The organism is Aliivibrio sifiae (genome assembly GCF_002954715.1).
GTDB classification, from domain to species: Bacteria; Pseudomonadota; Gammaproteobacteria; order Enterobacterales; family Vibrionaceae; genus Aliivibrio; species Aliivibrio sifiae.
In genome coordinates this window covers 997,297-1,021,890 of record NZ_MSCP01000002.1, presented here as the reverse complement: position 1 = coordinate 1,021,890, position 24,594 = coordinate 997,297, and the positions used below count along the sequence as shown (strand labels likewise).

Genomic DNA, 24,594 nt, shown 5'->3' with positions numbered 1-24,594 from the left:
GTAAACTCTTTTTCTAAAATATTAAATGAATTGAACTTATAAGTGAGTGATTATGAAGCATGAGATTATTAATGATTTAGAAAATCGTTATACAACTAAAAAATACGATCCAAGTAAAAAAGTATCTCAAGATGATCTTGCTGTTTTATTAGAAGCATTACGTCTATCTGCGTCCTCTATTAACTCTCAACCATGGAAGTTTATTGTTATTGAGTCAGATGAAGCGAAACAGCGTATGCATGATTCTTTTGCAAATATGCACCAGTTTAACCAGCATCATATAAAAGCATGCTCACATGTAATTTTGTTTGCTAATAAACTTGAATACACTAGAAGTGATTATGAAACGGTTCTTAATAAAGCTATTTTAGATGGACGTATTACAGAAGAACAAAAAGAAGCAGCATTTGGATCATTTAAGTTTGTCGACTTAAATGTTGATGAAAATAATCAACATAAAGCATGGACTAAGCCTCAAGCCTATTTAGCATTGGGTAATGCTTTGCATACTCTGGCTCGCTTAAACATTGATTCAACAACAATGGAAGGTGTAGATTCTAGTTTACTTGGCGAGCTTTTTTCTAATGAGTTAAAAGGGTATGAGTGCCATGTTGCTTTGGCTGTTGGTTATCATCATGAAAGTGAAGATTTTAATGCCACACTACCGAAATCTCGTAAAGCATTTAAAGATGTGATTACTGTTCTTTAGATTTTATTGTTTGAGATAAAAAAACCAGCGTTATGCTGGTTTTTTTGTTGTGTTATAAACCAAGCTAATATACGTTTTTGACTGGTAGTTTACGAAGAGTCTCGTAATGTTGTCCGACCATATTTGTATAGTCGCCTGATAAGTAAGAGGTAACCATACTGTGTGTTAGTGTCCAAGCAAACTTCTCAGTATTAGTGGCAACAGTATAACCATTATATAAAGCAAAGCTTGCGGTTAATAATTTAGGCTCTAGACCTGCATTAACATAAGCCAATGTATAATCGATAATTGTAGTGACACTATTTTTAGTGTGAGATTTTCCACCATTGTAAATAATCATATCAGTCTCAGCATCATAAATGACACCGTCTTGAGCTAGTACTCCATCAACGACTTTTTCAAATGTTAAATCGACTTCACCAGAGGCAATTTGTGCTTTATATGAATTTACAATAAGTTCAATAAATGGTGCATCTAAAGCAAGTATTGGAGTATGGAAATTTGATTGGAATCCAGCGACTGGCTCCCATGCCGATAGAATGGAATCTAACGTTTCTGCTGATGTTTGGTCTAATGCTACTTTTGCATTGTAACCTTCGCTCGTAAATAGTTTAGAAGCAATGCGGTTTGCTAGAACATTATCTTTAGTAATTTTATAGCTAACGCCTTCTAAAGAAACGGTAACAGCATCATCGTTTAATAAGCCATAGTGGTCCAATTGTTTTGTTAAACTGTTCTTTTGTTTTTGAGCCGTTTCAGCAAACGTAAAGTCTCTTGTTTGCATTTGTTTTGCCCCCATAGATAAGAGCATGGTAGACATATCTGTACGAGCAACAGTACTCAAGTTATAAAAGTTTAATATTCCTTGTGGTAGTGGTGGCAGTGACTCAACAAGTTGAGTGACATGGAGATTAATATCAATCGTAGGTTCATAAGGTGCACCAGTACTATCAATAAATTCTACGGCATTAATCAATGGTTCTTTGGCGACTAAATGTGCCATGATGGCATCGTATTCTGCTTTTATTCCTGGTAAATCCAATAATGATGCAAAAGCACTTTCATCGGTGTAACGTAAAGAATAACGACGAGCGAGTTGGTAGCTTGCCAGTCCTTTATCTGGCCACATTCCCAGAACGGAAACGGCATTTGAATATGGGTTTGCAGGGTCAAATGAACCAACTGAGTTTAAAAAATTTGAGTTAATTGATTTTGCATGAATAGCCGTAGCACCATGTAAATTTGTAATGATTGATTTTGCAACGTCATCAAAACAGTCTGCACGTGTAATGTCATAGTCACTAGGAATGTTGTAACTCTGAGCGCTCAATGTCTCTCCCAAAGAGATACTACGCATAACGCCTGCGCGGTCTGTAATAATACACTGAGACTCTGGTGTTCTTAAGATATCTAAGAAGAATTCCGACGCTTTAGTTGCACCATAAGCGTAGTCACATAACCATGAATTTCCTGCAGTAAGTTCTCTATCTGATGAGTAAGTACAGATAGTTGGATTAGCCGCAACTCGTTGTAAAAACTCTGTCGGTTTATCTGAAGCCGATGCGTCACCATAATCATGGAATAATGTATCAATACGCTCATTATCTTCGATCATATCTCGAACCGTATTCATTTCACGGAATCGACGAATAATGTATGAAGGGTAATCAGAATTGAACGTTCCATCACGGTATAACCCTGCATTTCTTGCATCATAGCTATCGAGATATTGTTGCCATTGATACGTAGCGATTTCTTGAAGGGTAGTTCCTTCATCAAAACGGTTACAATCACTGTTTAAAGAGACATTCCCATCGGTACAGAATGCATAGGCTTTACGCGTGAAACCAAGTATGTCATCAAGATAGTAAAGTACTCCATGTTCTGCTCGAGGATCACCATTTAATGCAGCAGTATCTAAGCGGGAGAAATCACATGTATAGTTTGATTGCCCCGTTGGTTGGCCTGAATCATTAAGAATAGCGGATTGTTCAGAACATACCATCAGAGCGTTATTATCAGCAGTTATACCGTATTTATTATAAAATGAATCAGCATATTCTAATTCTCCACCTTTAACTGAGCGCTGTTCATTCGTCATTGGTGAAGCTTCAATAAGGTCTAGTTTACGTCCATAAGCAAATTTAAACGCAGCTAAGTCGTATAATCCCCATGTAGGAATTTCATCTAGCATACTTGGTGCATAATCCATAGTTGAACTGTATGCAGGTACATTACTCAACCCAAGTAGTTTAGATTGTTCTTTTGATAAGTAGTTATCAATGTCATTAGAGCCTTTGAAGTTATGACGTAAGCCTACATTATGACCAATCTCGTGGACCAGTGTATTTGCATATGTTGTTACCGTGATAGCATCTGCTGCGATTGTTTTTAGATTTTTAGGTAAATCTGACCATACTTTTAATGTTTTCGTTACAATGCCTGATTCACTATCAGTAACGGTAGTAAAGTAACCTTCATCAGTTAAAGGCAGGTTATCAATAACTGCCTTACTTGAAGAGGATACCCAAGAGGCCTCAATAGGGTAAACATTATTTTCGCTCCAAAATGCAATGCGATCTTCTTCAGCTTGAACAATTTGTTCTAGGTCCATGCCATCATGCATTTGCCCAAGTTTTGTTGGCGATAATTTATTTTTAATGCTTTGTTGAGCCAAAAATTGAACGATATTTTCTTCATTTAAAGAGGTTGTAGTGTGATCATGACCTGCATGATTTATTTCTAAATTTGATGCAATCTGCTTGTGTTTTTGTAATGCGATACGGGAAGTAACCGTTGGTGTTTCATCAACAGAGGAAAGTCCATTTAACTCGAGTTGCCCGCGGTTGTATAAACGGGCCATGTTATCCCAATAATAAGGAACACCAGTTCTAGCAACCCCTGAATATTGATTTACGTGAGCTTTGATTATCTCTCCTGTAATAGGGTTAGCAATAGATGGACCATAACCTAATAAACCATTATCTAGTGGTTCATCAACGAGGTTAATCACGTTATAACGTAAATCACCCGCGTGAATGCCCATGCCTTCAGTTTTGTTTACAATTTCAAGCATCGGTTTATCTGAGTTTGGCTCAAGTAAACGCAAAGTTTCGTTCATTTTATTAATGGTTGTAATGGTGGAGTCTAAGAAAATTTTATTTTTTTCTTCAAAAAAGTTATCCGACAAATAATACTTAATTGTGCCTTTGTTTGGGTTAAAACGATTTAAATAGGTAACAGAGTCATACTTGTTAGTTATTGGATCTTTTTTCTTTGTTGTTGTGGTAAAAAAACCAATGTCATTTTCATCATTAACAGGATATAAAACGGGTTGATAGTCTTTTGACGCTAAGTGATCTTCATGGACTAAAGAGTAGAAGAAACGAGCTTTAAATGACCCTTTTCCCATTTCTTCTTCCATTGCTGACCAGTCCATATAGCGAGATAACTTATCAAAACTAATTGTGAAAGTCTGTTCAAGCTCAAAATTTAACACCCCTTTTTTCGGGTCAAATTCCCATGAAATAACTTCAGGCCCCCCTTGAGGTGTTAAGCCATCTTTAGTGCCGTATAACTCATCCCAATTTAACTCAGTAACAAGTGTAGATTCTGGGTTTGGCGTAAAGTGGGTATTATTTCTAAAAGTGGTATTGCCAAGGTTTGGATTTGAATCTGTTTCTTCAACATTAGTACAATCCCCATAGCTGTCCTCACGACATTGGTATTTTGTATAGCTACCAGGAATCGTCATAACGTGAGGGAAGTTTACTTGATCATCTGACCCAATGTTGTTTTGGTCTTGTGGTAAACAGAATCCATTTCTATCTTTTGGTAAGATAAGATCAGGATTATTATTATCATAGCCACGAACCTCTAATCCTTCATTTGAGAAACAAAGTTCAACGTATCTTCCCATACCTTGTAAGAAAGGGAATTGAGTGACGGCAAAGCGAGGTGCTGCCCCTGTCGTTGGGGCATAAAACCAGCGGCCCTCAACACGGAGATCTTGCACTTGCACTTCGGTTAAGTCTTTATCAAGCGTATCGTACTCTTGCTCTTCTGGAGCGCAACCTGTGAGGGCAACCGCTATGGCTACAGTTAGGGAAAACTTTTTATAATTCATATAGTAACATCCTGTTTTTATTGTTCTTCCTTAAAATGAATAAGTCATTCCAAGTGAGTAAGTTGCTTTGGCTTCATCAAAAATGTCAAAGCTACCTAAGGTGCCTTGTGCTGCATCTGTGTATACGCCTGAAGAAGCAAAGGTTAAAGAAATTGATAAATTTTCTAGTAGCTTATAACCGGCACCTAAACTACCTCCGTAACTGTATCCATCAGCCCATCGTCCGTTGTAGTTAATTGAAGTCCCTCCCAGGGCAGATGCAAAGAAAAAGGCATCGTCATAAGAATAATTTGCTACGAGAAGTAATGATAATCCCCAAGAGATATTTACGGTTCCAGAAGGTGAGGTCGTATATTGATGAAAGTTTTTACGTATTCTTGGTGCAACAGTCATATCAATATCTAGCAGTGTAAATGAGAGAGGAGTTTGGATTCTAAAAGCGGTATTTAAATGATTATCTTGCGAAAACTCAGAAGTGGGGATCGAGAACTGACCACTCATTCCTACTTTTCCTGATTCTCCAAAAGTGAATAGTGACGAGCGTGATAACCCTATTACAGTGTCTGTTGAGTAATATCCTTCTGCATGCTGCAAAGTACGATAGCCTCCGGAATTAGCATATAGGGAATAGCTATCCCAAAAGCTTAAATACAGTGAACCATGAAATGATAGAGCCCTATTTGATCGATAATCCGATTCTTGGAAAAAGTTACTGTCGTAGCCTAGGGATAAGGAACCACCCCATGATGTACTTTCTCCTTTTATATCATATGTTTCATTAGCCAGTACTGGTTGTTTGATTGCTAAAGTGCAGGCAATAAAACCAGATAACACCGACACATTTATTTTTTTTATCTGCATGTGTAACTTCCATGTATTAATATGCTCGTCTATGAGCAAAAACTGACATTGTTATTTTAATTATTATCTCGTCATAATATTGACGATGTAACATATTTGTAACCTTTGGCGGGTGGTATATGCAACAAGATATACATCGAGAGGTTGCGAGGTTTTATTTTTTGAGTTCCATAACACTAAATAATGAAACTGAACTAGCAATTATGAATAATATACAGTAACGTTATTTTAATAGCTTAATAACAGCAAGGAAGTAGTTATGGGATTTTGTGCAAGTTTATTATTAAATGCATTAAGAGTTAAACTGAAAGAAAACAATCTAACTTATAATGAATTGTCATTAAAAGTTAATGTACCAATCTCAACTTTAAAACGTCATTTTCATAGTAATTCTATTGGTATAGATAAGCTAATGGAATATGCAACGGTATTAAATACGAATATAGAAGAACTTTCTCAAATCGCACGAGATATTCATAATAGAGAAGAGGGAACGAGGACGGAAGTTCTAGATGAGGTGTTTTTTAATCATCCTTATCTATATGATTTCTTTTATGAAGTTCATGTGAAAGGGCGTTCGGTTGACGAAGTTGCTAAAGAATCAGAGTTATCTGAACAAAGCATTTATATCTACTTGAGGTCTCTTGAAATTCTTGGCTTATTAGAGTTGAGGTCTGATGGAGTTCCATGTTTTTTAACTCCGCCGTATTATACGTTTTTCGAAGGGTCTAAATTAGATGAACTTTTTACTGAAAAATTAAGATTAGAAGTACTATCTCAGAATTATCGGCCTGAAGTTGGTATGTCTCGCGTGTGTTTAACTCAAGAGCAAATAGACCAAATATCAGAAATGATTTATGAAAAAACACAACATTTCCATTTTCAAAATAAAGAATCAAAAGAAAGTGAATTAATTAGAAAGAATATATTGCTAAGTGTAACAGATGGTAATTATATACATCTTTCTAACGGATTGGTTAATATAGAATCAACGTTATTAAAAGAAATATATGAAACTGTAAATAACGATGAAGTTAAATTAATATAATATTCTTGTTTATTATTCGAGCTGCATCATACTTTCTACAGAGGTAGGTAATATGATTACCTACCTTTTCTAAATATAAGTTTTATAAGTTTTCACTTTAAATGACCAAATTAGATAAACTTAAATTGAGCTAACCAGAATTTTCCACTAAAATTATACTTTTGTTGTATTACTATGACAATCGTCTTAGTTTTGATAAGGTCAAATAATGAAAACAGTTCCAAGCCCTAAATTTTCATGGGCGCTGTTGTCTCCAAAATATTGGTTAGTGTGGCTATCTTTTTCTCTTCTTGCCTTTTTAGTCAACGTACTTCCTTTCTTTATGCTTAGAGTTCTAGGTGGCGGTATTGGTCGTTTGTCGCAGCTCTTTTTAAAGAAACGGGCAGACATAGCCAGAAAAAATTTAGCACTGTGTTTTCCTCAATATTCATCGATAGAAATCGAAAAACTGGTACTTGAAAACTTTAAAAATACCGGATTAGCGCTGATAGAAACAGGTATGGCATGGTTTTGGCCTGATTGGAGAGTAAAACGATATATATCGATTATTGGAAAAGAAAAGATATTAGAGCAAGAGAAAGAAGGCCGCGGCGTTTTAGTGGTTTGCTGTCACTTTTTAAACTTAGAGATGACAGCACGTATCTTTAGTCTTTTTGCTCCTGGTTATGGTGTGTATCGTGCGAACAGCAATCCTGTTTATGAATTTATTCAGCACAGAGGGCGTACGCGTAAAGGTCACCAAATGATAGATCGCCACGATGTGAAAAGTATGATTAAAGTACTTAAATCTGGTAATCGCCTCTGGTATTTACCTGACCATGATTATGGAAGACGTAATTCTGTTTTTGTTCCTTTTTTTGCAGTAAAAGAGGCCGCAACAACAACAGGCTCTAGTTTTTTAATTGATATGACAAAATGTGCGGTAATGTCAGGTTCAAGCATACGCAAGGGCAATCACTACACATTAGAAGTGGGTGATGATTTGAGTGGTGATATTCCCCGTCGTGATGCAGTGACAACAGCAACAGTATTAAATAAAGAAATAGAACGTTTAATAGAGAAAGAGCCATCGCAATGGATGTGGTTACATAAACGATTTAAAACGTTACCAGAAGACTCTATAGAACAAGACAGATATAAACATAGTGCATTAGCAAATTAAATTATCTGACATATAAAAAAGCCCCATTATCCACGTAAGATAATGGGGCTTTCTTTTTGAAGGAAGTTAATCTTTAAATGTAGATAACTCTTTTTTATTTGCTTATTAAGCTAAAAGCTCTTTTGCTGTTTTCACTGCATTTTCAGTAGTAAAGCCGAACATTTTAAATAGTTCTTCAGCCGGTGCAGATTCACCAAACGTTGTCATACCGATGATCTTGCCGTTTAAACCAACGTACTTGAACCAGAAGTCAGCAATACCCGCTTCAATCGCAACACGTTTTGTTACTGCTGATGGAAGTACTGATTCACGGTACGCTTCATCTTGCTTATCAAATGCATCAGTTGCAGGCATTGATACAACACGTACCGCTTTGCCTTCAGCAGTTAGTTGAGCCGCAGCTTCAACCGCTAATTGAACTTCAGAACCAGTAGCAATGAAAATAAGCTCAGGTTGGCCTTCACTATCTTTAAGAATGTAGCCACCTTTAGCGATGTTAGCTACTTGCTCTGCATCACGATCTTGTTGTGCAAGATTTTGACGAGAGAAGATAAGTGCTGATGGACCATCGCGACGTTCAATTGCTAGTTTCCAAGCAACTGCAGATTCAACTTGGTCACATGGACGCCATGTGCTCATGTTTGGCGTTAGACGTAGAGAAGCGATTTGCTCAACCGGTTGGTGAGTTGGACCATCTTCGCCAAGACCGATAGAGTCATGCGTGTATACTTGGATATTTTGCACTTTCATCAATGCAGCCATGCGCATTGCGTTACGAGCGTATTCCATGAACATTAGGAAAGTCGCACCGTATGGTACGAAACCACCGTGCAGAGCAATACCGTTCATGATAGCTGTCATACCGAATTCACGCACACCGTAGTGAATGTAGTTACCAGAGAAATCTTCAGTAGTTAGAGACTTAGAACCAGACCACATCGTTAGGTTAGAAGGCGCAAGGTCAGCAGAGCCACCCATGAATTCAGGTAACATAGCACCAAACGCTTCTAGTGCATTTTGAGACGCTTTACGTGATGCGATGTTTGCAGGATTAGCTTGAAGATCAGCAATGATTGCAGAGGCTTTCTCTTCCCACTCTTTTGGTAAGTCACCGTTTACGCGGCGAGTAAACTCGGCTGCAAGCTCTGGGTATGCTGCTTCATAAGCTGCAAATTTCTCGTTCCACGACGCTTCCTTAGCTGCGCCTGCTTCTTTCGCGTCCCATTCTGCGTAAACTTCTTGCGGAATTTCAAATGCGCCGTGCTCCCAACCTAATTGTGCTTTCGCTGCTTTAATTTCTTCAGCGCCTAGTGGAGCACCGTGACAGTCGTGTGTACCTTGCTTGTTTGGAGAACCAAAACCAATGATAGTTTTAGTACAAATCAGAGTAGGGCGAGGATCTGCTTTAGCTGCTACGATTGCTGCATTGATTGCATCAGCATCGTGACCATCGACAGCAGGAATTACATGCCAGCCGTATGCTTCAAAACGTTTAGGCGTATCGTCAGAGAACCAACCTTCCACTTCACCATCGATAGAGATACCGTTGTCATCCCAGAAAGCAACCAGCTTACCAAGACCTAATGTACCTGCTAGAGAACACGCTTCATGAGAGATACCTTCCATCAGACAGCCATCACCCATGAATGCATAAGTGTAGTGATCAACGATGTCGTGGCCTTCTTTATTGAATTGAGCCGCTAATGCTTTTTCAGCCATCGCCATACCAACGGCATTGGTGATGCCTTGGCCTAGAGGACCTGTTGTGGTTTCGATGCCTGGTGCGTAACCGTACTCAGGGTGACCTGGAGTTTTTGAATGCAGTTGACGGAAGTTTCTAAGCTCTTCAATTGGTAACTCATAGCCTGCTAGGTGAAGCAGAGAATAAATCAGCATAGAGCCGTGGCCGTTAGAAAGAATAAAACGGTCGCGATCTGCCCATTCAGGGTTTGCAGGGTTATGGTTTAGGTGTGAGCGCCAAAGCACTTCAGCGATGTCAGCCATGCCCATTGGTGCGCCAGGGTGACCAGAGTTTGCTTGTTGTACGCCGTCCATGCTTAGAGCACGAATAGCGTTAGCTAAATACTTATTTGTTAGAGAAGGTCGGTTCATAATGATTAACTCGAATATTTTAAAATGAAGGATTGAGAGGTTCAACCCGATTTGAATAGGGTGATGAGCTAGAAACTATAGACGCTTCGCTTCTAGAAACTATAAGATCATGGAATACGCACGTTGAGAGTGTTACTTATAACGTGATTGCTTTTGCTCTTATAGTAGCGAAGCGTTCTAGTTTCTAGTTTTATAGCTTAGCAGCGATCATGTCTTCTAGCTTACCTTGGTCAACCGCAAAGTTACGGATGCCTTCAGCCAGTTTCTCAACAGCCATCGCGTCTTGGTTGTGATCCCATAAGAACTCAGCGTGAGTCATTGCTGCTGGGCGTTCTTTGTTGCCGTTAGTATCAACCAGTTTCTCAACCACTTCGCCAGTTGCTTCTTCAAGCTGTTGAAGTAAGTCAGGGCTGATAGTTAGACGGTCACAACCCGCAAGCTCAAGGATCTCACCGATGTTACGGAAGCTTGCGCCCATTACTACTGTGTTGTAGCCGTGTTCTTTGTAGTAGTTGTAGATATCAGCAACAGAGATAACGCCTGGATCTTCAGATGCTTCGAAATCACGGCCTTCTTTTGCTTTGTACCAGTCCATGATGCGACCAACAAAAGGAGAGATTAAGAACACGCCAGCTTCAGCACATGCACGCGCCTGAGCGAAAGAGAAAAGAAGCGTTAAGTTACAGTTGATGCCTTCTTTTTCTAGTACTTCAGCAGCACGGATGCCTTCCCACGTTGAAGCTAGCTTGATAAGGATACGGTCATTAGTAATGCCTGCATCGTTGTACATTTTGATCAGTTGGCGAGCTTTTGCAATGCTGCCTTCAGTGTCGTAAGAAAGGCAAGCGTCTACTTCAGTAGAGATTCGACCTGGAACTACTTTTAGGATTTCTTTACCGATGCTAACTGCAAGCATGTCACATGTATCTTGTACCTGTTGTGCTTTATTGTTGCTTTGTGCTTTTGCATAAGCGATTGAAGCGTCAATCAGCGGAGCATATTCTGCGATTTGAGCTGCTTTTAAAATTAGAGAAGGGTTAGTGGTTGCGTCTTCTGGTGTGTATTTTGCGATTGCTTCAATATCACCTGTGTCTGCTACTACTGTTGTTAGTTTACGAAGTTGTTCTAATTTAGTTGTCATACTACTTACCCTTACTGATCACATGCTATTTAGCATCTTCTTTGAAAGTCCGTCTCGCTGCCATCATGCTAATCTTTATGAGCAAATGCGATGGTAGTGAACATTTGATAGCTTGATAATTGTGTTTTCTGACTCAGATGTCAATGGCAAATGAAAGATAGTGTGAGAATACATAGATTTTTATGTGAATATTTGAGGGAGATCGTTTGCGCAAAGAAGCAAAGCCTCTGGTGATAGATTAATTTGCACTATAAATAAAGAAGTGAGAGCAGATAAGGGGTACAGAAAGATTAAGGGTACATAAAGCGTCAGAATCTAAGGTGAAAAAAAGGCGGACAATTAAATGGTGTTCCGCCTTAAAATAATGAAATTAAAATTCGTTATAATCTTTCAAGTTCAGATACAGAGCTTGATGACTTATTTGTCGATGATAATTTCTTTTCTATATTGCTAATTATTTGTTTTGTAGAGTTATTACTCGTATTTCTTGCATACTGTTGTTGGCTTAATTGTGTGATGAGTTCTTTAATATCAGTAACGTCAATGCCTTGCTTAGCCCACTGCTCATTGTGGTCTGCAAGGATCTGATGAGCAAGAATTGTATTATTTTCTTTTAAAGCAGAGATAAGTGCTTTACTGCCATTACCTATCACTATAGTTTTTTGATTGGCAGTTGTGTTTGTTGCCTTTACTTTTGTTCGGCTTATTGCCCAACCAATTGCCGTTAATATCCATAAAAGAGCAAAAGCGAGTGTAGTATATGGCCAAAAACCATGATCAACTTCACGCTTTATTGTGGTTTTTGGTTGAGCATTTGTTTGGTTCTCGATCTTTTGCTCATTAACTTGAGTGCTTGGTGTTACTGTTAACATCAGTGAATCGAGTGTTGCTGTCTCAGATTTTCGTGTAGTGCTGTTCCACCATTGAATCGAAACAGCGGGTAATTGAACCGTACCATTGGCATGAGGGATGATTACTTGCTTAATTGTCATCACACTATTGCCTTGACTGTCTTTACCTATTACGGGTTTCTCATCGTACATGCGAACTGATTTAGGATAATCAATATCCAGTTTTGGTAATTTCTCTGGTGGGACATCTGCTATCATTAGCGTGATTTGACGTGTAATGGTAGTTCCGGCTTCTACTGTGGTACTTGTTAGTGGCTTTCCATCAACTAACCATTGTTGTCCTAGTTTTAAATCCGTAGTCGGTAACCAAGTACCGGTGAAATCAGCAGGTTTTTCTAATACTGTTAATTGGTATTGTTTAGGACTGATATTTAATGAGATTAATTTGGTGCTACGGCCATAACGATCGGTTTGCACTAATCCACCAGTAAAGGCTAAGCCATCAAAGCTTAATTTACCTGCTTGGCTTGCACTGATACTGAAGGCTTGTTCAACCACAGTGGCTTGCAGACCATCAATCACGGTTTGGTATTGTTTGCTTTCACCAATAGGAGAGAACTCAATACCAGTGCCTTGCGGTGTGATGATGTTTGGATCTTTTAAACGACGAATATCCGCAAAGATAGCAATCTTGGCATCAAATTGAGCGGTTTCACCTTCATACAATTCATCTTTAGTTAGCGAGCCGCTTACTTTAATGACATCGCTGCTTTTTGGAGCTGTGGCGTCTTTAGTTACACGAATCGTTATTGGATTAGTTTGCTCACCAGCGACATCCATGCTAGGAATGGTTAGCGTGCCTATTTTGGTTGGAGCAATAGAGACCGTCCATTGGCTCTGTACGCTGTAATCTCCATTCATTAATGAACGAGAGCTGCCAAAGCTGACTTGGCCACTGCGAAAATCAGGCGCGAGTTGGCTTGGGTCAAACTTACTTTGGTCTGCACTTTTATCGACAGACACCATTAATTGAATCACTTCGTTTTCAGTAATTTGGTTTTTACTCACCGTCGCAATGGCTTGGGCATAACTTGCCGAGATACCACTAACGCATAAGGTCGCAAATAAGAACACTTTTTTTATTAGCGCTGTCTTTTTCATAGAAGCCTTCATTGTCGAACTCTTTACAGTAGAGTAGGGACTGGTTTGTCTTATACTCATTTAAATTACCATTCATTCTCAGAAGCTTGTGGTGCTTCTTGTTGTTTTGCTTGGAGATACAATAGGGCACGCAGCAGTTCATCTTCTTTTGCGCCTGATTGTTCTAATTTTTGTAAACGAGGATCGGTTTTAATTGCGTCACTGTCGGCTTTTGCTTGTTGTGATTGCATTTGAGCTTGTCGCTCTTTTTCTTCGTCCGATTTAGGTTGCTTATCTTTATCATCACGAGCTTGTGCAGCTTGCTCTTTGTCTTTCTTCTCTTGTTCTTTTTGTTGCTGCTCTTGAGAAGATGCCTCTGACTTATCTTGCTTATCAGACTGTGATTTATCATCAGATTGAGATTCATTTTTCTGCTGATTCTGCTGATTCTGCTGATTCTGCTGTGAATCTTGAGATTGTGAGTCTTTTGAATCTGAAGATTGGTCAGAGCCGTCTTTGCTGTCTTGGTTTTGTTTATCCTGTTTTTTATCTTGCTTGTCGTCTTTATTTTGATCCGATTGTTTATTTTTATCGTCTTGCTGCTGCTGCTGCTGCTGTTGCTGTTTTTGTTCTAGCGCTTTATTGACGACATCAAGATTCTTCTTCGCATCTTTCATATCAGGTTCAGTTTTTAATAAAGACTCATACTTCTCTTTTGCTTCTTCCAGTTGACCATTTTGCGCTAAAGCATTAGCAAGATTATATTGTGATTGAGTATCTTCAAGACCAGTTAGGCTCTCAATAGCCCCTTTATAATCGCCAGCCTTATATTGAGCGGCTCCTTTCCATTGTTTGGATTTGAACTGCTCGCTTGCTGCTTGATAGTTTTTCTGCTCAAATTGTTGATGAGCTGTGTAATCATTAGAAATTAAACTATTTGATACGTCTGTGTTTGCCATTGATTTATCGACAGGCAATAACACCAATAGCAGCGCTAAGAACATTCCTTTTCTAAAAGACAGCAGTGAGAACAGTACCAATGGGAAAAGTAACCAATAGCCATGATTGGCACGACTGTTCACTTGTGTATCACTGTTTTGTGTTACTTGTTCTAAAGGCGTTTTAGTTAAGCGAGCAATGGTTTCAATATCACTATTATCCGATTGAATAAGCTGAGCCACACCATTGGTTGCTTGCGCCAGTGTTACTAGAGGATCGGAATCTAAAGTCGCGACAACCGTTTTACCTGAAGAATCGGTGAGCAACTGACCAGAAGGCAATTCAATTGGAGCGCCATTTTTAGTTCCTATACCTAATAAACTGATACGCCATTTGGTGCCTTTGACACGACTCATCACTTTATCTAGCTGTTGGTTTGATATTCCATCAGTCAAAACAATAATGTCACCTTGTTGATGGCCTGATTTTGTCATCATATCAATACTTTGAGCAACCGCGGCTAACAAGTTACTGCCCTTACCTTTATAGGGCATGATCTCTGGCGATAGATTCGTGATTAAGTTATTGAGCGTTTGGCTATCTTCAGTTAACGGGCTGACTAAGTAACTATCAGCGCCATAGGCAACTAACCCGGTCATGCCTTCTTTCCAATAGGGCAGTAGATCTTTTGCTTTGTATTTCTCTTGCGTTAGGCGATTTGGTTTTACGTCGGTCGCATACACAGAGCGTGACATATCCATCACAAGTACTCGTGCCCCAGAGAGCTGAAAACTTGGCGAGTCTTTATAACCAAAACTTGGTCCTGCGAGGGCGGTAGTCACAGATAACCATGCTAAAACTAGTCCAAGGGTAAAACCATTGCCTTGTGTTTTTTGAGTCATTCCCAATTGTTTGGCAATGTGCGGAGCGATCAACCCTGTGGTGTTTTTGTTTTTACGTTGAATAAGCACCAATACCCCAAGAGGGATAAGGGCTAAGAACCACAGTGGATAAAGAAAAGTAAAATTAGCCATGACGCTTTCTTACTCCCACAATAATAAAGAAGAAAAATAGATACCCCATTAACGGATAGCGGAACCACTCTTCATGTGGTCGCCACGTTTGTGTTGCTTGAGTAATGGGCTCTAGTTGGTCGATGGTTTGGTAGATCTGCGCTAACTCATCGGCGTTACGTGCGCGGAAATATTGTCCACCCGTCATTGTGGCGATTTCAGTCAGTGTTTTCTCATCCAAATCACGCGCAGTATTGACGGTTTGCTTACCAAAGAAACCACGAACCTGCATTTCGCCCGCACCAATACCAATAGTATAAATCTTGGCGTTATTATCTTTGGCTAGTTGTGCTGCTTCTAATGGCTCTAGCACCCCAGCGGTATTGCCACCATCACTGAGTAGAATAATGGTTCGTTGCGGAGCATTGCTTTCGATAAAGGTTTTGGTTGCAAGTCCTAAGCCTTCACCCATTGCGGTCATTTGTCCGACTAAACCAAGAACAGTACGGTCGAGTTGTTCTTCGACTGTTTTTCTATCAAAGGTGAGTGGGGTTTGCAGATAAGCGTGATCACCAAACAGTACTAACCCAAGACGGTCGCCTTTACGCTCATCAATAAAATCAGACACGACTTTTTTAACCGCGGTTAAGCGATCTACAAAATCACCGCTCTCAGTTTGCATGTCTTCTTCGGCCATTGAGCCAGATAAATCGACCACTAACATCATGTCTCTGTGCTCAGGCTGAATATCAACCGGATCGCCATACCACACCGGACGAGCTAAAGCTGAAATCAATAACAGCCAAGCGACAGACAATAAAGCAATATTTATGCGTTTATTCGGTTGCTTATATTCTCCTTGCTCTGGCAGTCGAGGAAGGTGAATCGCAGTACCTACGTCTTTTTCAGGCACAAAAAAGTAAAACAGGAAGGGAATAGGTAATAAAAACCATGCCCACCACCAAACGAATTCAAGCATGTTGATGTCCTTTTGTTGATGTTGCTATTACTTTTTTTACAGGCAAAGCATGAGATAGCCAATAACGCACATCATCATAGAAACGTTGTTGATTGGTTTCAGATAAAGGCTGTTGTCCATACAAAGCTTGTTCTAACATGTCAGAACGAGATGAGAAATGAACATTGGCCTGTTTTTTCACAGGTAGCTGTTGTTCAACAAAATGCCACCACGCTAAACCATGAAGTGAGGCAATGCGTTCACGAGGAAAGTGACTTAACGCGGCTTGTTTTAATAAACGCGCAATGTCATTGGTCTGTTGTGGTGTTAATTGTGATAACTGTTGTAACGCTACACGTTTAAGTGTGCCTTGTTGGCGTTTACGATGAATAAACCACACAATGGCCGCGATAAATAACAGTAACATAATCACTAGTCCATAACCTTGCAGAGACAATCCCCACGATGGTGCAGCAGGTAAATGAATATCTGCCAATGGCAATACGTTACTTGCTGGTGCTTGTTGCGCTGAAGATAAAGACATTACATGATTCCTTTATCTTGTTGTGATGGATCTTGTGAAGACGTCAGTTGCGATAATAACGGCAAGCCTGAAGACAAACTGTGTAATTTAATTCCCAATTGCATCGCCATATTCTGTACATAGGCTTTATGAAGATTGGCTTGCTGCTCTAATGCTTTTTTGGTCGATGATGATGAAAAATCCAACCACGCAGAACGCTTGTTATCTGATACATATTCAGAACCATTAAAACGCGTTGAGCCTTGCTCTAGAGGATCACTTATCATCACAAACTGAATACGATTGTGTTTACTTAGTTGGCTGAAGATCGCCTTACACTCATCGGTTAGGGCATAAAAATCGCTGATAATCACAATCTCACTGCCTTTAGGGCATAAACGCTGCAACTGACTTAACCCTTTAACAAACGAGCTGACTTGTTGCGCAGTATCCTGAGGTTCAGACTGATTATTGGTGTTATGTTTCTCAATGATTTTTTGAAGAAACTGTAACACGACCTTCTGACGAGAAGAGGGTTTACAATCGAGCGTTGAAATTCCATCAAAGATGATCCCACCGACGCGATCTTTTGCTGCTAACGTTATCCAACTTAATAAACTGGCAAAATGCGCAGCCTGAACTGATTTAAATAGCAGTTGAGACCCAAAACGCATGGTGTCACTGACATCCACAAAGAGCATGGTCGGTTGCTCACGCTCTTCGCTGTAGAGTTTCGTGTGCGTTTTACCGGTACGTGCTGTCACGCGCCAATCAATCGAGCGAATATCATCGCCCGGTTGGTATTGACGTACTTCTGAGAAATCCATACCGCGGCCTTTTTGTCGGCTTTGGTGACTGCCATTCATTTTTGACCATACTGATTGCGCAGGCGGCAGCCATTGTAATGAGTGGTTTTTATAATTAACCAATTCATTAAGTGACAATGTAACGCCATTGCTGTGTGGTGGCAGCGATAGAGTAGTCTTTTTCATATAGTTATTTTACGACGTTAAGAAGCCGCAACCATTTGTAATAAACGTTCAACCACTTTATTAGCAGTTGTCCCTTCCGCTTGTGCTTGGAAGCTCAGTAATAAACGGTGACGTAATACAGGGTAAGCCATCGCTTGCACATCCTCAGGGCTAACAAAATCACGACCGGCTAACCATGCATGAGCACGCGCACAACGATCAAGCGCTAATGTGGCACGAGGACTGACGCCCATCTCTAATTGCTTCGCTAACTCTTGGCAGTATTGCTCTGGCTTACGGGTCGCCATCGTAATACGGATAATGTATTGCTCAATCTCAGGTGCCATATAAATAGACAGCACTTCTTTACGAGCTTTAAAGATCTCACTTTGTGCTAGGGGTTGAGGCTTTATTGCTTGCTCACCTAAAGCTTCACCACGGTTTAAACGCAGGATTGCTAATTCGTCTTCTGCACCCGGGTAATCAACATCTAAATGCATTAAGAAACGGTCAAGCTGCGCTTCTGGAAGAGGGTATGTTCCTTCTTGTTCAATCGGGTTTTGCGTTGCCATTACCAAGAAAAGCTCAGGTAACTGGTACGTTTTACGACCTGCTGATATTTGTTTTTCGGCCATCGCTTCTAGCATTGCCGCTTGTACTTTGGCTGGCGCACGGTTGATCTCATCGGCTAAAACCAATGAGTTAAAAATAGGACCCGGCTGGAAGGTAAATTCTCCCGTCTCTTGGCGATAAATATCCGTTCCCGTTAAATCTGAAGGCAATAGGTCAGGGGTAAATTGAATGCGGTGGAAATCCCCCTCAATAGAATCCGCTAGAATTTTCACGGCACGAGTCTTAGCCAAACCCGGAGGACCTTCAACTAAAATATGACCATCGGCAAGCAGAGCAATCAGTAACTGCTTCACTAATGCAGGCTGACCAATGACTTGAGATTCAAGATAAGTTTGTAACTGTTGAATTTTTAACGCTGGCATAGTTCACCCATTTTCTGGATTACGTAGTAATTATTTCTTTGTGACTGATGAAAATCACATTAGTTCCTTAATAGATGAGGTTTAATTTCGATTATTCAAGTATTTAGGTCGTGAATAAATTTGTAACCATTTATTAAAGCTATTATGATCCAAGTCGATATATAAAATGTCTATTCAAAGCTGTGGAATTAATATGATAAATCTAACAATTAAACAGAAACTCGTCGCTGGTATTGTAATTGCAATTATTGCATCGACTTCACTTGTGGGTATTGTTGCCCAAAAAAAAGCATTCGAGACACTAGATGAGCGTTTAACCACTCTCGAACTGCCAACCATTCTTAACCAAATTGGTGGGGAGGTTGATAAAGAAGTAGAGGTTATATCTTCTGCCGCAGAACAAATGGCAAATAACAGCTTCATTATTGATGCGATTTCTGATCCAACTATCTCACCAGAAGAGCAAACGGTTCTTATTCAACAATTAAAACAATTAAAACAACAATATCAGTTGAATGATGCCTCGGTTGCTAACCGTCATAACGCATATTATTGGAATCAAGACGGTTTCTTACGTCAGTTGACTCAACAACAAGATGCTTGGTTCTTTGGCTTCACTCAAGGTGGGCCAGAGCGAATGCTGAATGTATTCACTGAGCAGAATGGTGAGGTTAAACTTTTCGTTAACTTCCAGCAATTGAATGGTGTATCTATGGCTGGTTTCTCTAAATCACTCGATGATATGGTATCGCTGCTCAATGGGTTCACAATAGAAAAAACCGGATTTGTTTATTTAATGGATGGAAATGGGGATATTAAGATCCATAAAAATAATAGCATCATGGGTAAACAATCTATTAGTAATGTGGTTGGATCTCAAGAAGCCTCTGTTTTACTTACCAAACAAAACTTCAATTTAAGCCGTATAATGAAAGATGGCCAAGAGATCTTCATTGCATCGCATTACATTCCGTCAATGGAGTGGTTTATCGTTGCTGAAGTGCCTGTAGATGAAGTATTTGAAAGCCTTCATAGCTCAACACAAGACATTGTAATGTGGATTGTCGTTATTATTGCGGTATTTATCACTATAGCTATTTGGGGTGCTGGTTCTATTACTAATAAAATTAATGAATTAGCGTGTCGTTTTCGTGAGCTAGGTGAAGGAGAGGGAGACTTAACTCATCGTATCGAAGTTAAAGGCAATGATGAAATTGCAGAGCTTTCAAAAGGCTTTAACAGCTTTGTAGAGAAGATTCACAATACCGTATCAGAAGTGGTTGAAACTGGTCATGTATTGCATACAACAGCAGAGCATGTCGCATTAAAAGCAACATCGACTCGTGATAATAGTGAAATGCAACGTGATCAAACCTTGCAAGTCGTTACCGCGATCAACCAAATGGGGTCAACGATTCATGAGATTGCCTCTAATGCAGCAAGCGCAGCGCAATCAGCAAATAAGGCAGAAGTAAGCACGCAAGAGGGTCGTCAAACCGTTATTGAATCTCGTGATGCTATTACGCAACTTGAAGGTGATTTAGTCCAAGTAAGTCATGTGGTGGAACAACTTGCAGGAACCACACAAGATATTGGTTCAATCCTAGATGTAATTCGTGGTATTTCAGACCAAACTAACCTATTAGCATTGAATGCTGCCATTGAAGCCGCACGTGCTGGTGAGCATGGTCGTGGGTTTGCCGTCGTTGCAGATGAGGTTCGTCAGCTAGCAAGTCGTACTTCAGAGTCTACGGATGAAATTCAGAAAATGATTGATCAGCTGCAAACTGAAGCTCAAAACGCAGTAAACGCAATGGAAGCCAGTCATACTGTTACGGCTCGTGGAGTGTCATCGGCAGATAATGCAACTGAAGTGTTAGCGGGTATTGCGTTAAGTATCACCGACATATCAGACATGAACACACAAGTAGCAACGGCAACAGAAGAGCAATCTACTGTGGTGTACACCATTAATCAAAATATTGAAGAGATCAATGGTATTAATGAGTTAACCACGGCTACAGCACAAGAGTTGGCAGATTCAAGTCAGCAACTTAACGCACTTTCACAACGATTAGATCAATTAGTTGGTGCTTTTAAAGTATAACCGACTGCTTTAGGTTTACCTTTAACGAGGATTTCTTGTAGAATCTCCGTAATTGTTTTAGTGAATTGAGAAAATAATCATGAGTGATATCGAAAAAGAACTGCAAGATATGGTTCAACAAGAATCAGATAAACCAGAAGTAGCATTGCCTTCTATTGAAGAGCAAAAAGCGATTGTTGCAGAGCTTAAACGTCTTGAAGAAGCAGGGGAACTAACACCTGAAATTCTTGAAGCGCATTTTGGTAAGTTTAATGCAGATGATGAAGCCCCAATTCACTAATTGCTGAATTTGTTTTTCATCTAATAAAAATGCCAGCATTTCAATTGAATTGCTGGCATTTTTGTATTTGTAGCTTGGAGTTATTGTATGAGCGTAGACAGAAGTCCAATCACGCCACCAAAGATACCGCCCCAAACAACAAGCCAGCCAAGGTGTTTCTTAATCATACCCTGAACCATCTCTTTGACTAACTTAGGTGTAAGCTCGTTCAAGCGTTGGTCAATGATCTCCTCAATAGTTACTTGAATATCATCCATCATCGCAGGGCTTTCTAATTCATCTTTTAGTGCGTTCTTAAATTGATCTTGTTGACTGATTTCAGTGATCGATATTTTCATCTTTTCAATAAAAGGTTCACGCATAGGCTGAATCGCTTCACTGCCACCCATCATTGCTAACATGCCACCAAATTGAGAGTTCATGATCACGTCAACTAAAGAATCAAACGCAGGCGATAGATCGATTTTTTCAATCACTGGCTCTAGATTGATATTGGTTGCCGAGGCCATCTCTTTAGATAGGAATTTATCTACATTTGATTTTGTGAAAAATTGTTCCATCATCAAATGTTTGATGCTGGCTTTAAACTCTTCAAATCGTGCAGGGATCACACCAGAACCATATAGACCAGGAACTTTCTCAAATAACATATGAATGGCAAGCCAGTTAGTTAATGCGCCAGAAAAAGCAAATAAGCCAATATAGTACAGAGTATTTTGTTGCATGTAATAACCGACTGCTAACAAGAGTAGTGAGATTAAATTAGTGATCATGCTTTTATTTAACATATCAAGCCTATGAAGTAGAAAGTGAAAAATTTTGTGAAGTTTATCAGCTACTAAAAGCAGACAACAAGTGAAAATGTGTTTTTGATCTGGTTTGTTGGGTGTAAACTGAGGCGATACACATTAGCAAAGATAATTTAAGGATAGGCGATGAGTATTTGGAAGCGTCCGATGGACTTGGCAATATTAAATTCAACATCACGAAATACTTTGATGGAAGCATTAAATATTGAGTATTGTCAGTACACTGATGACTCCCTTACTGCGTCAATGCCTGTAAACTCGACAGTACACCAGCCCCTTAGAATGTTACATGGTGGAGCCTCTGTTGCGTTGGCTGAGTCAGTCGCTTCAATCGCTGCTAATTGGTGTGTTGATGAATCAAAATATTGTGTGGGGTTGGATATAAATGCCAATCACATTCGTGCTGTACGAGAAGGTACAGTTTACGCTACAGCAAAACCAATGCATTTAGGTGCAATAACCCAAGTTTGGTTAATTGATATTAGAGATCAGCGAGAACGCTTAGTCTGCACCAGTCGTTTTACTGTTGCTGTGATGAAAAAGAAAAAATAGCGACTCGTTGTGGAGAAGAAAATGGAACAAAATGAAATTTTAAGTCATGCGCATGAGTTGCCAAAGATCCCAAAAGTGATCCGTGAAATGATGGAGCTTGTAAATGATCCTGAAGTAGAGCTTCAAGAGTTAGCTCGAACTATTTCAATGGAACAAGTTGTCAGTGCACGTGTTATTCGTTTAGCTAACTCTGCACATTTCTCTCGTGGTAAAAGTGTATCATCAGTTGATCAAGCTGTTGTTCGTTTAGGGCTTGAGCCACTAAAAACGTTAATCATTGCCTCTTCTTTAGTTAGTGCCTTCCCATACGTAGAAGTCATCGATTTAGAAACGTTCTGGCAAGAGACGTTTGAAGTCGCTATTTTAAGTAAAGCAATTGCTCAAAGCTGTACAGTAAATCCTAACAGTGCTTTTACTGCAGGCATGTTACATAATATTGGCGATTTAATGATCTACACTGTAATGGCTGAGAAAGTATCAACAATCCTTGAAAAAATGGAAGCGGGTAGCGCTAAAGTTACAGCGCAGCGCTCAACTATTGGGACAGATAGTGCGATTTTAGGGGCTAAATTGGCTGAGAACTGGTCTTTCTCTGAAGAGTTAGTTTTTGCTATTTCTGAACAGTATGAACCAAAAATAGATAATATTTATTCTCCATTAGCGGCAACCGTTCGTCTAGCAAATGCGATTAATCGTGATTGGGATAATCTACCAACAATGGATGCAAAATCAGTGTGGTTATCAGAGCAGATTGAAGCTGATATTTTATTTATTAATAATTCTATTATTGAAAATATCGAGGGAGTAAAAGGCTCTGGTATTGAAATGGCTCGGTTGGTAATGTAATCATGCAAAAAGAGTGGATGTTGTCTGCACTTATCGGTGCTTTTTTTGCCATCATTTCGTATTTAGCGCCTGGTTTTATTGCGAGTAAAATTTTTGTGATTATCGCAGTGATCTTTTTGGCGAAAGCAGTAAAAGCTATTTTTTACTCACTAAAACATCGTCAATATGAGATGTAATTGTTATTAGTCGAAATCCAATGGACTTTTTGTTCCTGAAAAATGTAAACCAATAACATGAGTGTAAATTTGGGTCGTTTTGATATCAGAATGACCCAGTAATTCTTGTATTGTTCTTAAATCCGCCCCCCTTTCTAGAATTCGAGTCGCAAAACTGTGCCGAAAGGTGTGGCAACTTGCTTTCTTATCTATCCCTACTTTTTGTATTGCTTTCCTCACTGCCGATTGAACGGTTCTATCTAATAAATGATGACGTCGGTATTTTTCTGAACGAGGGTCATTACTTAACTGTGGTGATGGAAATACATATTGCCAGCCATAACTTTTGGCTTGTGTAGGGTATTTTTCAGCCAAAGCGTAAGGCATATAAACCTCATCGTTGCCATTTAAGGCATCAAGTTTATGCTGCTGTTTTACAAAGTCGAGTTGGGTTTTAATCGAGTTAATAACGCTGTCAGGTAATATCGATGTTCGATCTTTATTTCCTTTTCCACTTTTAATAGTAATTATTTTTTTGTCTACATTTATATCATTAACTCTGAGTCGTAGTGTTTCGTTTATCCTTAATCCACTGCCGTACATAAGCTGTGCAATTAATTTCATGGGGTGTTTCAATTCGTTAATAACAGATATCGCTTCATTATGAGTAAATACAGTGGGTAGTTTAGTCGCTTTTTTAGAGCGTTTAAAATCCAAGTTATCGACAGATTGTTGTAAAAATTCACGACATAAAAATATTAGGGCGTTTAATGCTGTTTTTTGTGTATTGGGTGAGACATTTTGTTTTACAACAAGGTGTTCGAGATAGCTAGGGATATCAAATGCTTCGATTTCATCTTTTGATGTATAATTTTTATAACGAATGAAATTACTTATCCAGTAAATATAATGCTTTTCGGTATTATAAGCGAGGCCGCGTGTTCGGATAAAAATACGTAATTGATCTGTAAAACGTTGTGAGCTTGGATTAAGGTTTAATGGAATATCCATAGTAACTAATTTTTGTGAATGATAAGGTGAGTGTAGTGATTTAAGTTTAACTCGCAATTTAGTTTCGCATATTTGTAATGTGGTTATTAATTTAATGGAAATGTTAGATTAATCAGTTACATGTGCGAAACCATAAAGTGGGATATACGAATCATATTCAGATATTTTAGTTGTTTTTTCAGGTCGAAAATAAGTTATTGTATTGGTTTTAAAGTAAAATATGGTGATTTAGTTGTAATGGAATAGATTCGGAAGAAATGGCGAATCTAGTTGGTATAATTAAAT

General features: G+C 39.2%; 20 protein-coding genes. 8 read left to right on the top strand and 12 right to left on the bottom strand.

The features are described 5' to 3' along the window. Positions 1-52: 52 nt before the first annotated feature. Positions 53-709 (top strand): NAD(P)H-dependent oxidoreductase, encoded by a 657-nt coding sequence (locus tag BTO23_RS15840; protein WP_060993009.1) that lies wholly within the window; start codon positions 53-55, stop codon positions 707-709. A 64-nt stretch (positions 710-773) separates the two neighbouring features. Here the strand turns inward: BTO23_RS15840 and BTO23_RS15835 are convergent, their stop codons facing one another. Both BTO23_RS15835 and BTO23_RS15830 read right to left on the bottom strand, forming a co-directional pair. After that, entirely contained in the window at positions 774-4,835 is a 4,062-nt protein-coding gene (locus BTO23_RS15835) for a zinc-dependent metalloprotease (RefSeq protein ID WP_105064001.1), read from the bottom strand. A gap of 30 nt (positions 4,836-4,865) precedes the next feature. Then, a complete protein-coding gene (locus BTO23_RS15830; protein ID WP_105064000.1) occupies positions 4,866-5,696 on the bottom strand; it encodes a hypothetical protein in 831 nt (276 codons plus the stop codon). A gap of 259 nt (positions 5,697-5,955) precedes the next feature. On the opposite strand from BTO23_RS15830, the gene BTO23_RS15825 reads away from it, so the two are divergent. Further along, the gene (locus BTO23_RS15825) at positions 5,956-6,744 is read left to right on the top strand and encodes a helix-turn-helix domain-containing protein (protein ID WP_060993012.1); all 789 of its coding nucleotides are present in this window, start codon (positions 5,956-5,958) and stop codon (positions 6,742-6,744) included. A 208-nt stretch (positions 6,745-6,952) separates the two neighbouring features. Next, positions 6,953-7,906, top strand: a complete 954-nt coding sequence (locus tag BTO23_RS15820; protein ID WP_060993013.1) for a Kdo(2)-lipid IV(A) acyltransferase — start codon at positions 6,953-6,955, stop codon at positions 7,904-7,906. A gap of 105 nt (positions 7,907-8,011) precedes the next feature. On the opposite strand, the gene tkt is transcribed toward BTO23_RS15820, so the two are convergent. The 8 genes from tkt to BTO23_RS15780 all read right to left on the bottom strand — a co-directional run bounded on the left by tkt (position 8,012) and on the right by BTO23_RS15780 (position 18,549). Continuing rightward, positions 8,012-10,018 (bottom strand): transketolase, encoded by a 2,007-nt coding sequence (gene tkt, locus BTO23_RS15815; RefSeq protein WP_105063999.1) that lies wholly within the window; start codon positions 10,016-10,018, stop codon positions 8,012-8,014. 190 nt (positions 10,019-10,208) lie between these two features. Continuing rightward, the gene (gene tal / locus BTO23_RS15810) at positions 10,209-11,159 is read right to left on the bottom strand and encodes a transaldolase (protein WP_105063998.1); all 951 of its coding nucleotides are present in this window, start codon (positions 11,157-11,159) and stop codon (positions 10,209-10,211) included. Positions 11,160-11,539: 380 nt separating this feature from the next. Continuing rightward, the gene (locus tag BTO23_RS15805; protein WP_245922123.1) at positions 11,540-13,171 is read right to left on the bottom strand and encodes a BatD family protein; all 1,632 of its coding nucleotides are present in this window, start codon (positions 13,169-13,171) and stop codon (positions 11,540-11,542) included. A 65-nt stretch (positions 13,172-13,236) separates the two neighbouring features. Continuing rightward, positions 13,237-15,123: a vWA domain-containing protein gene (locus BTO23_RS15800; RefSeq protein ID WP_105063996.1), complete on the bottom strand. Its 1,887-nt coding sequence runs from the start codon at positions 15,121-15,123 to the stop codon at positions 13,237-13,239. Continuing rightward, positions 15,116-16,081, bottom strand: coding sequence for a vWA domain-containing protein (locus BTO23_RS15795; RefSeq protein ID WP_105063995.1), 966 nt, complete (start codon positions 16,079-16,081; stop codon positions 15,116-15,118). Before BTO23_RS15795 ends, BTO23_RS15800 begins: the two co-directional genes overlap by 8 nt. Beyond that, positions 16,074-16,604: a DUF4381 domain-containing protein gene (locus BTO23_RS15790; protein ID WP_105063994.1), complete on the bottom strand. Its 531-nt coding sequence runs from the start codon at positions 16,602-16,604 to the stop codon at positions 16,074-16,076. The genes BTO23_RS15795 and BTO23_RS15790 overlap by 8 nt, the downstream gene beginning before the upstream one ends. Then, positions 16,604-17,575 (bottom strand): DUF58 domain-containing protein, encoded by a 972-nt coding sequence (locus BTO23_RS15785; RefSeq protein ID WP_105063993.1) that lies wholly within the window; start codon positions 17,573-17,575, stop codon positions 16,604-16,606. Before BTO23_RS15785 ends, BTO23_RS15790 begins: the two co-directional genes overlap by 1 nt. A gap of 17 nt (positions 17,576-17,592) precedes the next feature. Continuing rightward, positions 17,593-18,549, bottom strand: a complete 957-nt coding sequence (locus BTO23_RS15780; RefSeq protein WP_061029449.1) for an AAA family ATPase — start codon at positions 18,547-18,549, stop codon at positions 17,593-17,595. 193 nt (positions 18,550-18,742) lie between these two features. Here BTO23_RS15780 and BTO23_RS15775 point away from each other — a divergent pair, with 193 nt between their 5' ends. Then, positions 18,743-20,656, top strand: a complete 1,914-nt coding sequence (locus tag BTO23_RS15775) for a methyl-accepting chemotaxis protein (RefSeq protein WP_105063992.1) — start codon at positions 18,743-18,745, stop codon at positions 20,654-20,656. Positions 20,657-20,735: 79 nt separating this feature from the next. Continuing rightward, positions 20,736-20,936, top strand: a complete 201-nt coding sequence (locus BTO23_RS15770; RefSeq protein WP_060993023.1) for a hypothetical protein — start codon at positions 20,736-20,738, stop codon at positions 20,934-20,936. A gap of 80 nt (positions 20,937-21,016) precedes the next feature. On the opposite strand, the gene BTO23_RS15765 is transcribed toward BTO23_RS15770, so the two are convergent. After that, positions 21,017-21,724: a DUF445 domain-containing protein gene (locus BTO23_RS15765; RefSeq protein WP_061005837.1), complete on the bottom strand. Its 708-nt coding sequence runs from the start codon at positions 21,722-21,724 to the stop codon at positions 21,017-21,019. A gap of 147 nt (positions 21,725-21,871) precedes the next feature. On the opposite strand from BTO23_RS15765, the gene BTO23_RS15760 reads away from it, so the two are divergent. The 3 genes from BTO23_RS15760 to BTO23_RS15750 are packed head-to-tail and all read left to right on the top strand — an operon-like array spanning position 21,872 to position 23,319. Beyond that, positions 21,872-22,297: a hotdog fold thioesterase gene (locus BTO23_RS15760; protein ID WP_061005839.1), complete on the top strand. Its 426-nt coding sequence runs from the start codon at positions 21,872-21,874 to the stop codon at positions 22,295-22,297. 21 nt (positions 22,298-22,318) lie between these two features. Continuing rightward, positions 22,319-23,143 (top strand): HDOD domain-containing protein, encoded by an 825-nt coding sequence (locus tag BTO23_RS15755; protein ID WP_061005841.1) that lies wholly within the window; start codon positions 22,319-22,321, stop codon positions 23,141-23,143. A 2-nt stretch (positions 23,144-23,145) separates the two neighbouring features. After that, entirely contained in the window at positions 23,146-23,319 is a 174-nt protein-coding gene (locus BTO23_RS15750; protein WP_105063991.1) for a hypothetical protein, read from the top strand. A gap of 6 nt (positions 23,320-23,325) precedes the next feature. Here the strand turns inward: BTO23_RS15750 and BTO23_RS15745 are convergent, their stop codons facing one another. Beyond that, entirely contained in the window at positions 23,326-24,309 is a 984-nt protein-coding gene (locus tag BTO23_RS15745) for an integron integrase (protein ID WP_061005843.1), read from the bottom strand. Positions 24,310-24,594 lie beyond the last annotated feature (285 nt).

What these genes read in the sequence shown, in the direction of transcription:
- BTO23_RS15840 (WP_060993009.1), top strand. Translation starts at nt 53, where the DNA reads ATGAAGCATGAGATTATTAATGATTTAGAAAATCGTTATACAACTAAA.
- BTO23_RS15835 (WP_105064001.1), bottom strand. Translation starts at nt 4,835, where the DNA reads ATGAATTATAAAAAGTTTTCCCTAACTGTAGCCATAGCGGTTGCCCTC.
- BTO23_RS15830 (WP_105064000.1), bottom strand. Translation starts at nt 5,696, where the DNA reads ATGCAGATAAAAAAAATAAATGTGTCGGTGTTATCTGGTTTTATTGCC.
- BTO23_RS15825 (WP_060993012.1), top strand. Translation starts at nt 5,956, where the DNA reads ATGGGATTTTGTGCAAGTTTATTATTAAATGCATTAAGAGTTAAACTG.
- BTO23_RS15820 (WP_060993013.1), top strand. Translation starts at nt 6,953, where the DNA reads ATGAAAACAGTTCCAAGCCCTAAATTTTCATGGGCGCTGTTGTCTCCA.
- tkt (WP_105063999.1), bottom strand. Translation starts at nt 10,018, where the DNA reads ATGAACCGACCTTCTCTAACAAATAAGTATTTAGCTAACGCTATTCGT.
- tal (WP_105063998.1), bottom strand. Translation starts at nt 11,159, where the DNA reads ATGACAACTAAATTAGAACAACTTCGTAAACTAACAACAGTAGTAGCA.
- BTO23_RS15805 (WP_245922123.1), bottom strand. Translation starts at nt 13,171, where the DNA reads ATGAAAAAGACAGCGCTAATAAAAAAAGTGTTCTTATTTGCGACCTTA.
- BTO23_RS15800 (WP_105063996.1), bottom strand. Translation starts at nt 15,123, where the DNA reads ATGGCTAATTTTACTTTTCTTTATCCACTGTGGTTCTTAGCCCTTATC.
- BTO23_RS15795 (WP_105063995.1), bottom strand. Translation starts at nt 16,081, where the DNA reads ATGCTTGAATTCGTTTGGTGGTGGGCATGGTTTTTATTACCTATTCCC.
- BTO23_RS15790 (WP_105063994.1), bottom strand. Translation starts at nt 16,604, where the DNA reads ATGTCTTTATCTTCAGCGCAACAAGCACCAGCAAGTAACGTATTGCCA.
- BTO23_RS15785 (WP_105063993.1), bottom strand. Translation starts at nt 17,575, where the DNA reads ATGAAAAAGACTACTCTATCGCTGCCACCACACAGCAATGGCGTTACA.
- BTO23_RS15780 (WP_061029449.1), bottom strand. Translation starts at nt 18,549, where the DNA reads ATGCCAGCGTTAAAAATTCAACAGTTACAAACTTATCTTGAATCTCAA.
- BTO23_RS15775 (WP_105063992.1), top strand. Translation starts at nt 18,743, where the DNA reads ATGATAAATCTAACAATTAAACAGAAACTCGTCGCTGGTATTGTAATT.
- BTO23_RS15770 (WP_060993023.1), top strand. Translation starts at nt 20,736, where the DNA reads ATGAGTGATATCGAAAAAGAACTGCAAGATATGGTTCAACAAGAATCA.
- BTO23_RS15765 (WP_061005837.1), bottom strand. Translation starts at nt 21,724, where the DNA reads ATGTTAAATAAAAGCATGATCACTAATTTAATCTCACTACTCTTGTTA.
- BTO23_RS15760 (WP_061005839.1), top strand. Translation starts at nt 21,872, where the DNA reads ATGAGTATTTGGAAGCGTCCGATGGACTTGGCAATATTAAATTCAACA.
- BTO23_RS15755 (WP_061005841.1), top strand. Translation starts at nt 22,319, where the DNA reads ATGGAACAAAATGAAATTTTAAGTCATGCGCATGAGTTGCCAAAGATC.
- BTO23_RS15750 (WP_105063991.1), top strand. Translation starts at nt 23,146, where the DNA reads ATGCAAAAAGAGTGGATGTTGTCTGCACTTATCGGTGCTTTTTTTGCC.
- BTO23_RS15745 (WP_061005843.1), bottom strand. Translation starts at nt 24,309, where the DNA reads ATGGATATTCCATTAAACCTTAATCCAAGCTCACAACGTTTTACAGAT.